At 29.7% G+C, this 12,746-nt stretch carries 14 protein-coding genes; all 14 read left to right on the top strand.

Annotation, left to right across the window (positions count from 1 at the left end; all coding sequences use genetic code 11):
* A partial coding sequence (locus H2277_RS02470; protein WP_337200812.1) for a hypothetical protein occupies window positions 1–3,861 on the top strand: 3,861 nt, incomplete at its 5' end.
* Window positions 3,862–3,871: 10 nt separating this feature from the next.
* Window positions 3,872–4,741 carry a hypothetical protein gene (locus H2277_RS02465; RefSeq protein WP_337200811.1) on the top strand — a complete coding sequence of 290 codons (870 nt, stop codon included), beginning with the start codon at window positions 3,872–3,874 and terminating at the stop codon, window positions 4,739–4,741.
* Between the two features lie 86 nt (window positions 4,742–4,827).
* The gene (locus H2277_RS02460) at window positions 4,828–5,382 is read left to right on the top strand and encodes an HK97 family phage prohead protease (protein ID WP_337200810.1); all 555 of its coding nucleotides are present in this window, start codon (window positions 4,828–4,830) and stop codon (window positions 5,380–5,382) included.
* A 10-nt stretch (window positions 5,383–5,392) separates the two neighbouring features.
* On the top strand, window positions 5,393–6,556 hold the full coding sequence (locus H2277_RS02455; RefSeq protein WP_337200809.1) for a phage major capsid protein: 1,164 nt from the start codon (window positions 5,393–5,395) through the stop codon (window positions 6,554–6,556).
* Window positions 6,557–6,566: 10 nt separating this feature from the next.
* Complete coding sequence (locus tag H2277_RS02450; protein WP_337200808.1) at window positions 6,567–6,899, top strand: hypothetical protein; 333 nt, start codon at window positions 6,567–6,569, stop codon at window positions 6,897–6,899.
* Window positions 6,896–7,333: a hypothetical protein gene (locus H2277_RS02445; protein ID WP_337200807.1), complete on the top strand. Its 438-nt coding sequence runs from the start codon at window positions 6,896–6,898 to the stop codon at window positions 7,331–7,333. The genes H2277_RS02450 and H2277_RS02445 overlap by 4 nt, the downstream gene beginning before the upstream one ends.
* Window positions 7,333–7,647, top strand: a complete 315-nt coding sequence (locus tag H2277_RS02440) for a head-tail adaptor protein (protein ID WP_137622057.1) — start codon at window positions 7,333–7,335, stop codon at window positions 7,645–7,647. The genes H2277_RS02445 and H2277_RS02440 overlap by 1 nt, the downstream gene beginning before the upstream one ends.
* Complete coding sequence (locus H2277_RS02435; RefSeq protein ID WP_337200806.1) at window positions 7,644–8,276, top strand: hypothetical protein; 633 nt, start codon at window positions 7,644–7,646, stop codon at window positions 8,274–8,276. Before H2277_RS02440 ends, H2277_RS02435 begins: the two co-directional genes overlap by 4 nt.
* Window positions 8,269–9,804 carry a hypothetical protein gene (locus H2277_RS02430; protein WP_337200805.1) on the top strand — a complete coding sequence of 512 codons (1,536 nt, stop codon included), beginning with the start codon at window positions 8,269–8,271 and terminating at the stop codon, window positions 9,802–9,804. Before H2277_RS02435 ends, H2277_RS02430 begins: the two co-directional genes overlap by 8 nt.
* A gap of 1 nt (window position 9,805) precedes the next feature.
* Entirely contained in the window at window positions 9,806–10,255 is a 450-nt protein-coding gene (locus tag H2277_RS02425; protein ID WP_337200804.1) for a hypothetical protein, read from the top strand.
* A 12-nt stretch (window positions 10,256–10,267) separates the two neighbouring features.
* On the top strand, window positions 10,268–10,903 hold the full coding sequence (locus H2277_RS02420; protein ID WP_337200803.1) for a hypothetical protein: 636 nt from the start codon (window positions 10,268–10,270) through the stop codon (window positions 10,901–10,903).
* On the top strand, window positions 10,900–11,364 hold the full coding sequence (locus H2277_RS02415; RefSeq protein WP_337200802.1) for a hypothetical protein: 465 nt from the start codon (window positions 10,900–10,902) through the stop codon (window positions 11,362–11,364). The genes H2277_RS02420 and H2277_RS02415 overlap by 4 nt, the downstream gene beginning before the upstream one ends.
* Complete coding sequence (locus H2277_RS02410; protein ID WP_337200801.1) at window positions 11,354–11,725, top strand: DUF1353 domain-containing protein; 372 nt, start codon at window positions 11,354–11,356, stop codon at window positions 11,723–11,725. The genes H2277_RS02415 and H2277_RS02410 overlap by 11 nt, the downstream gene beginning before the upstream one ends.
* Window positions 11,722–12,738: a hypothetical protein gene (locus H2277_RS02405; RefSeq protein WP_337200800.1), complete on the top strand. Its 1,017-nt coding sequence runs from the start codon at window positions 11,722–11,724 to the stop codon at window positions 12,736–12,738. The genes H2277_RS02410 and H2277_RS02405 overlap by 4 nt, the downstream gene beginning before the upstream one ends.
* Window positions 12,739–12,746: the final 8 nt, after the last annotated feature.

Raw genomic sequence — 12,746 nt, 5'->3', positions numbered from 1 at the left:
TTTAAACTTGAAAGCATAGAAAATTTACCCGCCAGTGTTCAAAAAGCGATAGAAAGCTTAAAAGGATTACAAATCCCACCAAGTGCAGAAGAACAAGCTAAAAATTTAAGATTGCAATACGAACTTATAGGAGAAACTATCCAGCAAATTACAGAGAAAGCAAATTGGGATAAAGATGCAAGAAAATTAGAACAATATAACGCTTTAGTAGCACAAAGAACGCATTATGAAGAATATATTAACAAACAAGAAGAACAAAGATTAAAACAAGAAAAAGAATTAGCCAATCAAAAATGGGTAGAACGTCTCAAAGAACAAAACGAAGCCTTAAAAGAAATTTCACAAATTGGAATGAGTGAATATGATAAAAAATTAAGTGAAATCAATGAAAAATTAAAAGAATGGAAAAAATTAGGACTAGATAAAAATAAAATCAAACAAGCAGAAGAAAGCCTAAAAATCAAACTCGATTTAGATCAATCCAATAAGGATTTTAACGAAACAAAAAACTTAATGCTAGAATACTATGAAAGCATAGGAAACAAACAAGAAGCTTGGGCTTTAAAAGAAATTGATTTGCGTGAAAAATATTCTCAGCTTTTAAACGAAAATCTTATCAAAGAAGAAGATTTTGACAAAATGATTAAGGCTAACAAAGAAAGCTATTTACAAATCAACAAAGACGCTAAAAATGCCATGGATGATACAAGGGTATATTATGAAAAAATGATTGCAAACATGCAAAAAACCATAGAAAGCAGTTTTTTTGATTTTATTAATGGAAAGATTAAAGATTTAAAGGATTTATTTAAGGATTTAGGAAAAACGATTTTACAAGATTTTCTAAGCCCTTATATTTCTTCTCTTAGCGGGTTTTTATCCAAAGCTGGAGCTGGAGTTTTAGGTGGGCTTATGCCAAGTTTTAGCGGAGCGGTTAGCACAACGCAAAAGAGTAATGTTTTAAGCTCTGTTGTAGATTTTGCAAAAGATCAAGGCTTAAGTTTAAATGATGATGGCAAATATCAAGGTGTGGTTAATGGTGTTGAGGTAGTTATGGATAAAACAGGCACTATAGAAAAAGGAAATAGTGCTTTTAACGACGTGGTTAATATTATAGATAATGCAAATAAATTAGAAGGCGTTGTAAGCGGAGATTGGATAGATAAGGCAAATGCTACTTATGATAAAGTGATGGATTGGTTTGGAGGCAGTGAAAATGCAAACTTTAGTGATGCTTTAAATGCGGATGGTTTTAGCGACTTTTTAGGGTCAAGTGATATAAGCACTACAATTGAAAGTTCAAGTTCAAATATAATAGATAGCGTAGGAAATGGTTTTCATTCTTTATTTGAAAACTTACAAAGTTATATAAATTCAATCGGAACTTTTGGAAGTAATCTTTTAGCAAATTCATCAGCTTACCTTGCAAATTTAATCGGACTTAGTGGAAATTTTAGCGCTGGAGCATCCTTAGCAGGGATGGGCTTAAGTGGTGCTAATGGTGCCTTTTCTTTTGGTTTAAGTGGCGGACTTGGATATGCGGGTGGTTTGGTTGCTAATGCTGCTATGGGTGGGCTTTTAGGTTATGGTATAGGAAGTTTAGGTGATTGGCTTTTTAAAGCAGATACTCATGCAGGAACAGGCGGTGCGATTGGTGGAGCGTTAGGCTCTTTAATCTTACCTGGCATTGGAACTATAGTAGGGGGTCTTTTAGGATCAGTAATTGGTGGTATTTTTGGAAAAACCAAAGTAACAGGAAGTGGTTTGCAACTTTGGGAAAATATAAAATATAATGATTTTTTTACAAATTCTAACTTACAAGGATATACGGATTATAAAAAGAAAGGTTGGTTTTCTTCTAAATCTTGGACTGAATATTCTAATATTTCAGATGATAAAATCAAGCAAATCAATAAAGTTCTTGAGAATCAATACGCTACGCTTATAAAATTAAATGCTAACTTAGATAAATTTGAAATTGCGGCTGGAAAATATGCGGATAATTCTTTATTTGATACTGTGTTTCCAAATGCTCTTTTATCAAGTTTTTTAAATATTACAGATTGGGGAAAAATTAATACTCAAATTAGTGCAATACAAGATGAAGCTAAAAAAAATAATATAAGTTATGCACAACAATTATCTAATCAATTTGCAACTTTTTTGCAAATGCAATCTGGCATTTTAAGCCAAATGTATAAAAATGATCCGGCAAAAGTTGCAAAAATAGCATTAGATGATACTATGTATGCTTTAAAAACATCCATGCGTAATGTAACCGGTGGTTTTGAATTATTCAATCTAAAAGAAGATTCTTTTAATGATTTAGCACAATTGAGCGTAGAGCAACTCAATAAAGCTTTTAATGAAAGTTTGAGACAAGATTTTAGCCCTGAAAATTTAGAAACTTGGCAAAATTTAATTCAAATTTTTAATCAAGCAGAAGAACAGGTTAAAAATTTGCTTGATTCTATTATTTCAAAAACGCAAGAACTTATGCAAATTAACCAAAATTTTTTAAGCGCTAATGGAATATCTAGCAATATTTTTCAAATCAATAATTTAATGAATTCTTATGCAACTATAATGCAGGGTTTAAAAAATGATTTAAGCGATAATGAAAAAGAAATACTAAGTGATATTTTTAGTGCAAATGATAAACTTTTATCTTTGGGATATGATGGATTAAATAATTTTTTAAGCACAGGAAATACAGAGCTTAAAAAGCAGTTAGTAGAAATAATTACTCAATTTAAACAAAATATGGATGCACAAGGAGGTTTAATTTTCTCAAGTGAACATTTAAACAAATTAGCTGAGGTGGATAAACTCATCGCAGCTTATGAAAAAAAAGATGAGAATTCAAAAGAATACGCACAGGTAAAACTTAACGAAAACAATACTTTATTACAAACTTTAAATTCGCAACAAAGCATTTTAAGTTCTTTAGGAAATTTTAGCACCAATCTTATAAATCAAACCATAGGAACAAGTGAAAGCATCAGTAAAAATTATGATAAATATTTAAAAGAAGCACAAAAAGCTTACAAAGAAAAAAATTTTAGTTCTTCAGCCTTTAGTGCATTACAAAATGCCGCAACTTCAAAGGCTAATGAAATTAAAAGTTCTGCTAGTGATTATGCCTCTTATCAACTAGAGATGTTAAAAATGGCAAATGAAATGAAAGATTTAGGCGGAGAAGCTGATCTTAATTCTATACAAGAAGAAATTAAAAAAATCACAGAAGAGAATAAAAAATTACAAGAAAAATTACAAGAAACCATCAAAGATACAAGCTCAATGACTTTAGAAGAGTTGAAAGAATATAAAAAACAATTAATAGAACAAAGTGAAACAGAAATCAAAAAAATGATAGAGTATTTAGGGGAAAATAGTCCAATCTCTAAATATTTACAAGAAACAATTAAATCCATTAAAGAAGGATCAACTTTAACTGAAGCAACAATAAAAAATCTACAATATGCACTTTTACAATATCAAAATAATCAAAGTAGCATAGACAAAGATTTAAATCAAACTATAACCAATCCTTACAGAAAGGCTTTTGCGGATGGAGGTATAGTTACACAGCCAACAAATGCTTTAATAGGAGAAAATGGCTATCCAGAAGCAATCATTCCTTTAAAAAATGGAAAAGGTTTGAAAATAGATACAAGCGGAGTTTTTGACAAAATAGGAAATGCCTTTGAAAAAGCTATAGAAAATGGTTTTGAAAGTTTGAGAGAAAAATTAGATTTAATCATTTCAAAAACAGACAATATTAATAAAAGCGTTCAAAGATCCAATATGGACTTAAGCATTTTAACCAAACAAACAAGAGAAATAGCAGAAAATATCTAAAAGGAAAAATATGACTATAGTAAAACCCTTAGAATTTAAAGTTTTGCAAAATTTGGCAACTAAAGATGAGACACCTTTATGGGATAAAGAAAAAACATACAAGATCGATGAAAAAGTTCAATTTAAAGGCTTTATTTGGGTAAGCGCAAGTGATGAAGATACGCACGAAGAACCCGATGTTTATTTTGATAAATGGGTCAAATTTGCTCCTATAAATGAAAATGCTTTTTTTGATGATGAGGTAAATACACAGACAAAGTGCGACAAAGCTTGGAGTATTCAATTAAAAATAGATGGGGTTTATGACACTTTGGCTTTTTTAAATATCGATATGGCAAAAATTAAAATTATTGCAGAAAATGGCAAAATTATTTACGAAAAAAATATGTATCATAAAAAATCAAAAACTTGGTGGGAATTCTTTTTTAGCAATTTTAAAACCAATAAAGATGATTTTGTTTTTTTACCTTATGCAATACGAGGAGATTTGACGATCGAATTTTATCCCAACAAGAAAGGTGCGAATTTGGGATGTTTGCTTATAGGAAAAAAAGAATTTGCAGGAATTACAATTTATCCAGCAAGCAGCACTTATTTAAACTACTCAAAAACTTCAACAAATGAATGGGGTATCACTAACGTCGTTTCAGGTAAGAAAGCAAAATATTTAGAATTTGTCGTAGCTGTGCAAAAAAAAGATTTTGATTATTATGATGAGCTAATATCTGAAATCTATAATGTTAAAGCTTTATTTATAGGTGATGAAAGTGAATTAGGATTTAAAAAGCTAACTACTTTTGGAATTTTAAAAGATTATTCCGCACCTTTAGAAGTTGAAGATTATGTCCAATATAAGCTAAATATACAAGGATTAATTTAAAAGAATACAAAAAAAACTCTAACACGCACTTTAACGCCTCAAACTTTTTTTAAAATTTCTAAAATCTACAAAATAAGGATTTTAGAATGAATTTTATTAGAGCTGATGCTGCAAGATTAAGAAACATAAGCGAAGAAAATAACACTTTAAGTTTTGTTATGGTTTCTAATTCTAACGCTTGTAAGCGTTTTGATTGGGAATTAGGAGATTATATAGAAGAATTAGACGTCAAAGGAGCAAAATTTGAAGGACTAAAAACTCTTTTTAAAGATCATAATCCTAGTGTGGATAATGCCATTGCTAGAATTGAAAATATAAGGATAGAAAATGATGAGCTTGTTTGTGATTGCGTATTTGCTAAAGATGAAAAAAGTCAAGAAATCTTTAAAAAATATCAAGATGGAATCTTAAGCGATGTATCCATTGGATATCGCATTTTAAAACACAATATCGATAAACAAAGCACACCTAAAAGAGTTGTTGTAACTGAATTTGATATTTTTGAGCTTAGTGCAGTTTGGAAAGGTGCGGATAAAAACGCTAAAAAACGTTTCGAAGAGGATAATGAAAAAAGAAAAATTAAAGCCTTAACAGAAGCAAGAGAAAGAGAAATAGAACTTTTAGGAAAATCGATTTTTTAAGGAGATAAAAATGCAAAAATTAAGACAAGAAATTGGAAACATTCATGAACAAATGGTGGCTTTATCTAATTTAGCCAAAAATGAGCAAAGAAGCTTTAGTGCTGAAGAAAATGCTAAATATGAATCTTTAGTTAAGGATTTTGAAGAAAAAAGAAACGAGCTTTCAAGATTGGAGGCCGAAGCTGAAAGGGAAAAATATTTAAATCAAGTCATTAGTCCAACTTTAACAGAAAATCCACAAGAACAAAGACAAGCAAATGAAGAAGAATATATGCGTTCTTTTGTGAATTATCTAAGAAATGGTCTTATAGATCAAAATTTACAAAGAGACGTTCTTAATGAGACTACCGCAGAAAAAGGCGGGGTTTTAGTTCCTACTGTTTTACAAAGTAAGATCAGAGAAAAACTTACAGATTTAAGTGTGATTAGAAAAATAGCAACCATACAAAAAAGCTCAAGCAATCAAACAATACCTGTATTTGATGGAATGGGTGATTTTTCTTGGATTGATGAAATGGCAACTTTTAATGAAGTATCAGCAAATTTTACAAAGCTAAGCATAGGAGCTTATAAACTCGGTGGAATTATCAAGATTAGCGAAGAACTTCTAAGTGATAATATTTCAAATCTTGAAAGTTTTATAGTTAGAAAAGCTGCCGAAAAGATATCTAAGACTGAAGAAGATGCCTTTATAAGAGGAGATGGAAACAAAAAACCAACTGGCTTAATCAAAGCTACAAATGAATTCAAACTTGCTTCTAATTCAGGCATTACAAGCCATGATTTAATTGATGCTTTTTTTAATCTAGATAGTGCTTATAGAAAAAATGCTTGTTGGCTTGTAAGCGATGATTTTATGAAAGGGGTTTATAAGCTTACCGATAACGATGGGCGTCCTTTATGGTTACCTGCTTTGAGTGCTGGAGGATATGACACTATATTAGGTAAAAAAGTAGTGTATTGTTCCGCTTTGGATGGATTTGGAGCTAACAAAATTCCTGCTTTCTTTGGAGATTTTAGTTTTTATGAAATTTGGGATCGTTCAAACATGAGTTTTACAAGATTAAATGAGCTTTACGCACAAAATGATCTTATAGGTATCAAAGTTCGTTTAAGACTTGATGCAAAACTTATGGATGATTTGGCAGTTTGTAAAATTTCTTGTCCAGCTTAAAGGGTAAAAAATGAAAAAAGTTATTTTTTTAACTTGCCTTAGCGGTAACGTGTTTTATAAAAAAGGCGACGAGGCTTTACTAAATCTCAGTGAAGCCTTAAGACTGAAAGAAAAAGGCATTGTTGATTTCGTTTCAAGTGATGATAAAGAAGAACAAGAAAATCTAGAACTAGAAAATGAAGAAGTCCAAGAAGAACAAGAACTAGAAAATGAAGAAGTCCAAGAAGAACAAGAACTAGAAAATGAAGAACTAGATCAAACAAATGAAGAAGAAGTCCAAGAAAATAAAGAGGCTAAAGAAACTAAAAACTCCACAAAAGCCTCGGGCAAAGGCAATAAATGATTATTAAGGTATTAGAAGAGTGTGAAAACGAACTTATCAAGGTAGAAGAACTCAGAACTTTTTTGAGATTAGATAGCGATGTTTTTGATGACAATTTAAAACAATTTCTAAAAGCAGGAATAAGCGAATTTCAAACAAGAACAAATCGTATTTTAATCCCTAATATTTACAGGATTGAGTTTTACAATGAAAGAGTGATTTTGGCACCTTTTAACACCTTAATTAATGCTAATTTTAATGCAGAATTTAGAACCAATTCAAACATTCTTTATTGCGTAGGAAGTGGAAAGATGGATGTAAAATTGGGCTATGAAGAATTACCACAAGATATAAAACTTTGGCTTAAAAATTATGTTTTAATGGCATTTGATGGTGCAAGTATGCCAAAAATTTCAAACGCACTAGTAAGTAGATATAAGGTGGCATTTTTTTAATGAAAGCAAATACCTTTAAGCATCGAATTAAAATTTATAAAAAAGAGCAAAGTAAAAATGAATTTAATGAACTTGATTTTACTCAAGAATTGCTTTTTAAAGAAGTTTATGCAAGTTGTAAAAATCTAAGCGTAGAAAGCAAAAATTTAGACGATGGAGTAAGTCAAATTGCTACACACGAATTTGAACTTAGATTTTTAGAGCTTGACTTTTCTTATTTTATAGTTTTTAGAGAAAAAAAATATGAAATTTTAAGCATACAAGATACAGATCAAAATAAACAATTTCTAAAAATTAAGGCGAGATTGCAATGAAAATAAATATTTCAATTACAGAATTACCAAAAGCACCAGATATATCAGATCCTGTAGATTTTGATAAAGATGCAGATAAGTTTGTTAGAGCGCTTGTCCCTTTTTCTAAAGAACTTAATGATTTTATAAAAGATGTAAATATGTTAAGCGCTTATTTGAATCAATTAAATTCTAATATGGTTTCTTATACAGATCTAGCACTCAATCAAATAGACAGCAAAACAAATTTAAATACTTTAAAAGTAGAAAATTTTTTAAAAGATTTTCAAAACACTTTAGAAGAAAAAGCTAAAAAAGGATTGCAAGATTTTACCGATGAGTGTCTGCAAGTGATAGAAAATAAAGGTTTTGAAATAATAGAAAGATTAAACGATAATGGTGCAGGAGCTGATTATATTGCTATTTCCCAAAGTCTAGCTCATAGTTTAAGCTTGGAACGTTTTATTATGGAAAGAGGTCTTATTAAGTTAAGAAAAGAAGAAAATCTAAATTTAGAGGATGTAAATTTAAGTTTAGAAGAGCAAAGAAGAGATATAAAAATAAGCACAAAGGCTTTAGACAATATTACAAATATACTTTATTCTCAAAACGAAATTAATTTAACTTTAAAAGGAGGCAATAATGCTTGATAGCTCAAAAATAAGAAGTGTGGAACTTTATTCAACTTTAAGTCAAGCGGTTAAAGATGTTGCAGCTATAAGGGAATGGCTTTATGCTTCAAAAGATAGGATAGATGAGCACATTTTGGAAAATTTAAACACCTTTGATGAAAAGGTAAATAAAGCTTTACAAAGCTATGAAAATTTAAGCAGTGAAAAGCTTGATATGCTTAAGGAACTTTATCAAAAAGTGGTTTATCCTTTTAATTATGTAGGAGATGAAGAGCCAAAAGATCCAAAAATAAATGAAACTTGGTTTAAACCCAGTGAAGCTAAAATATTTAAATTTATTAAAAATCCGCAAATCACTTTTTTTCAAAAAGAAAGACCACAAGAAAGAAAAATCAACGATATATGGTTTAAACCTACAGATGATAATAATTTAAAAGTTGGTGAGTTTTATCTTTGCGAAGAGGTATTAAAAAATGAAGCTTGGATAAACCCTGCCTTGCCTCAAAACTTAGAACCCGCTTTTAATCAAGAAGATGCACCACAAGAGGCACAACTTGGTGATATTTGGAAAAAAACAAGCACAGGTGAATATTTTGTCTTTATTAAAACTACAAGCGGTAATTCTTGGACATCTCCAGAAAATCCTAGCGAATATGTGCCTACATACGAAAGTGACGAAGAACCACAAGAACCCAAATTGGGCGAAATATGGAAAAAGGGTGAGGAGTATTTCATTTATGCAAGAGTTACAAATAACACGGCTTGGATATTAAAAGATAAGCTAGAAATAAATGCTTATATATGGTTTAATGAGGAAAAAGAGAATATAGATTTTATACTTTCACTTATAGGAGATTTGAAAAAAGAAGATGAGAGTGAAGAGACGAGCAAAAATGAAATTAAGGATTTAGAACAAAATTTAAGTGACAAACAAGAAGAACTAGAAAATATTAAAAAACAAATCGAAGAAGCTTTGTCGGAAAATCCACCACAAAATGTAGATGAACTTAATAAAAAAAAGACAGAATTAGAACAAGAAATAGCAAAAGTTCAAGAAGATTTAAAATCAAAACAAGATGAGTTAGAACAAATACAAAAAGATAAAAGTTTAGTCAGTCAAAAAATGCTTAATGAAATCCTTAAAACAAAAGTAAGCTTAGAAGGTGATGAAATTATAGAAGGCAATAAAACTTTTACTCAAGCTATTACATCACAAGTTGATCCTATAAATGATAAACATCTCGCTAGAAAAAGGTATGTAGATTATGGTGGTGGGATTAAAAACCTTGGCACAACCAGTAGTATAAACTTAGATTTAAGCCAAGCTCAACATTTTATACTTACAGCAAATGCAGGAACAAAAATAGGGGTGGCTAATTTTGGTGGAGTAGGAAAAAGTGGAACAATCACTATAAATAATTGTCAAAATGTAAATGTTTTTAATGCGCCTTTTAAATTTAGAATAGCACAAAGTGGCTTTAATGGCACGGAAACCTTTGCTTATTTTTGCATAAGTTCAACAAATGTAAGATTAGTAAGGACTTAAAATGACTCCAGCTCTTCTTTGTAATAATGGCGTAGTTGTAAATTTACCTTCATCTATAGGAGGTGGAGTTGCAAATTATAATTATATGTTAAACATAGATATGATTTATAAGCAAGCAGTGGTATTGCCATCGAGCATTAACAATAAAGAAGTAGTTATGTTAGGAGAAGTTTGGACAACCGGCAATATGTCCAACAAAACCTCTCAAAATAGCATAGCTATAACATGGAATAATTTTGGTTCTAGCGTAGATTTGCATGGTTTAAGCACACACTATACCGCTAATGCAAAAATCAAAGTAGAAAAAAAATTCAATTTTGGAAATATCAATAATTTACAAATAATGTTAAGCTCTTGGCAAAGCGGAAGTGCAAATGCAGGAACAGGATGGAATTTAAGCGATGGCGATAGAATAAATCCAAGAGCAAAGCTAACTTTATATTGGAACTAAGAAAGGAAGAATATGTTTTATGATATAAAAAATAAAAGTTTAAAATACGATGAGATTTTTTTAAAAGATGTAAAATTACAAAGTGAAGAGGGGGAAATTGACACACAAGATACTTATTTTTTAAGTGCTTGTGATGATAAGCTTTTGAAAGAGCTTGGTTTTGCTAGAGTTCAAGAGGAAAAAATACCAAGTTTTGATGAAAAAACACAAGAACTTCATCAAATTAAAAACTACGATGAAAAAAATAATCTTTATGTTATTTCTTATGAGATCAAGGAAAAATCATTAGAAGAATTAAAAGAACTAAAATTAGAAGAATTAAAAGCTATTAAAGAAGAAAAGCTTTTATTTATGCCTTATAAAAATACCATTTTTCAAATTGATACAGATGCCAAAATCAACATAAGTGGCAAAGTAAGTGAAATTATGTTAGCACAACTTAATCAAAAAACTCTAGAAAATATTAATTGGATTGATAAGAATAATCAAATTATTATCTTTAGTGCAAGTGAATTTTTAGAATTTGGCACCAGTATTGCAAAATATACTGAAGAGGTTATTTTTAAAAATGATTCTCTTAGAAATGAAGTTAAAAATGCGAGTTCTTTAGAAGAGTTGAAAAAAATACAATGGGAGAATAAAGAATGAATAATTTAGAAAATAACGCTAATTTTATTTTAATTTTTGGAAGTGCTATTTTAGCTTTAGTCTATCAATTTTTAGCTTATCTTAAAATCGAGGTTGCACAGGTTATAGTTTTGCTTATAGTTTTTACATTTAGTGGTATTGCTGCTATTATTAAAACATTGGCTTTAAATAAAAATATTAGGGCTTTTTTAACCACGGATATTTTAAGTAAAACTTTAGTATTTTTTATCCCTTTTATTTTAGCGGTTATGGCTAAACAAATCAGCGTTTTTTATTATTTAGTCGATTATTCTTTCAGCTTTTTAACCATTGGAGAATTTTTTGCTTTTTTAATCAGCATACAAAGCATTAGAAAAAAAGAAGATATCAAAGAAATGGATTTTTACAATATTTTTATTGAAAAATTTAAAAAAATAGCCAGTAAATATCTAAAAATAGAGGAAATTAACAATGAAAAATGAGTTAAAAAGAGTTTGTGTAAAACCTTATGACAAAGATAGGTTTGAAGTGATTAATGATTATACCTTTTCTTTACCTAGTTTTAATGGCATAGTGCCAAAAGGCTTTAAAACAGATGGAGCAAGTATTCCGCGTATATTTTGGAGTTTTTACCCACCTTTTAAAAGTGAGTATTTTAGTGCTTGTGTGATACATGATTACCTATGCGAAAAAGCAAATTCAAGAAAAGATTACAAACTTGCTGATCTTGCTTTAAAAGAAGCAATGCTATTACTTGGATGTTCTAAGTTTAAATGCTTTGTTTTTTACCATGCTTGTAATTTATTCCATAAAATAAAATGCTTAATGAAAGGGACAAGATGAGTTTAGATTTAAAAGAAATAGTTACAAAAACAGAAAAAATTAATCAGGATTTTAGCGAAGCTTTAGAAATTTTAAAAGATCTTTTTGAAAATGGAATAACGCCGAGTGAAGAAAGTATAAAAAAAGTCATCGATGAGGTGTTGTCAAAAAAAGCTTTTATTGAAGAAGATGAATTAGAAGAGAAACTAAAAGATTTAAATTTTAAAGCACCTAGTAAAGAAGAGCTTAAAACTATGATCAAAGAGATAATAGAAGATTTAAATTTAAATCAAAAAATAAATTTTTCTTCCAAACCTCCAACAGCACTTACAAAAGCAAATGTAAATGATTTAATTATCCGTTATGATGGTTCTAAAAAGCAAATTTGGCTCTGTATTGAAAAGGACGAACAAAACCTTACAAAATGGATTAATTTATTAGGCGATGAGGTTTCTAGCAATTTAGAAAAAAAAGTCATTATTACTTTCGATAGAGTAAAAAAGAGCGGTCAGTATGGTGGCTGTTTAAGCGATTTAAGAATAGGTTTTGAAAATGGTTTTGCCTCAACAAATCAAATCATAAAAGGTTTAAACGAGGGTGCTTTTTTGATTATAAAAGATGGAAAAGGTTTGGATGTGTGTGATTATCAAGAAGTAGAAGAACTTCAAGAACCTTTAGAAAATCAATTAAAGGGCAAGGTAAAAACAAGTGGTATTTATGATGATGCGAGATATCACTGTATCACAAACATTTTCAAAAAATATGAAGGTGGAGCGGATCAATGCTGCCTTTGGAATTCTTTAGAAAGCAAAGTCGAAATAGAACTTAATACAGAGACCATGCCTTTAAATTTATTTGCAAAAGGAACAGGTTATTATGGTCAGGTAGAAATCTCAAATGTAACCATGCAAATAATAACAAAAGCCTCAGGAGAGATTATAGAGACTAAAGATTATATAGGAATTATGCAAGAAGCAGATGCATATGGAGATTATGCTTTTTTATTTAATTTTAAAGAAAAATTAAACCAATAACAAGGAGC

The organism is Campylobacter sp. W0014 (assembly GCF_020135975.1).
Classification (GTDB): Bacteria; Campylobacterota; Campylobacteria; order Campylobacterales; family Campylobacteraceae; genus Campylobacter_D.
Note: the sequence above shows the minus strand (reverse complement) of the source record. Positions and strands in the feature narration are given on the sequence as shown.

Excerpts from the sequence above, each read along its gene's own strand:
- H2277_RS02445 (WP_337200807.1), top strand. The coding sequence starts at position 6,896 with ATGATTATTAAGGTATTAGAAGAGTGTGAAAACGAACTTATCAAGGTA.
- H2277_RS02450 (WP_337200808.1), top strand. The coding sequence starts at position 6,567 with ATGAAAAAAGTTATTTTTTTAACTTGCCTTAGCGGTAACGTGTTTTAT.
- H2277_RS02410 (WP_337200801.1), top strand. The coding sequence starts at position 11,354 with ATGAAAAATGAGTTAAAAAGAGTTTGTGTAAAACCTTATGACAAAGAT.
- H2277_RS02435 (WP_337200806.1), top strand. The coding sequence starts at position 7,644 with ATGAAAATAAATATTTCAATTACAGAATTACCAAAAGCACCAGATATA.
- H2277_RS02425 (WP_337200804.1), top strand. The coding sequence starts at position 9,806 with ATGACTCCAGCTCTTCTTTGTAATAATGGCGTAGTTGTAAATTTACCT.
- H2277_RS02465 (WP_337200811.1), top strand. The coding sequence starts at position 3,872 with ATGACTATAGTAAAACCCTTAGAATTTAAAGTTTTGCAAAATTTGGCA.
- H2277_RS02420 (WP_337200803.1), top strand. The coding sequence starts at position 10,268 with ATGTTTTATGATATAAAAAATAAAAGTTTAAAATACGATGAGATTTTT.
- H2277_RS02405 (WP_337200800.1), top strand. The coding sequence starts at position 11,722 with ATGAGTTTAGATTTAAAAGAAATAGTTACAAAAACAGAAAAAATTAAT.
- H2277_RS02455 (WP_337200809.1), top strand. The coding sequence starts at position 5,393 with ATGCAAAAATTAAGACAAGAAATTGGAAACATTCATGAACAAATGGTG.
- H2277_RS02460 (WP_337200810.1), top strand. The coding sequence starts at position 4,828 with ATGAATTTTATTAGAGCTGATGCTGCAAGATTAAGAAACATAAGCGAA.
- H2277_RS02430 (WP_337200805.1), top strand. The coding sequence starts at position 8,269 with ATGCTTGATAGCTCAAAAATAAGAAGTGTGGAACTTTATTCAACTTTA.
- H2277_RS02440 (WP_137622057.1), top strand. The coding sequence starts at position 7,333 with ATGAAAGCAAATACCTTTAAGCATCGAATTAAAATTTATAAAAAAGAG.
- H2277_RS02415 (WP_337200802.1), top strand. The coding sequence starts at position 10,900 with ATGAATAATTTAGAAAATAACGCTAATTTTATTTTAATTTTTGGAAGT.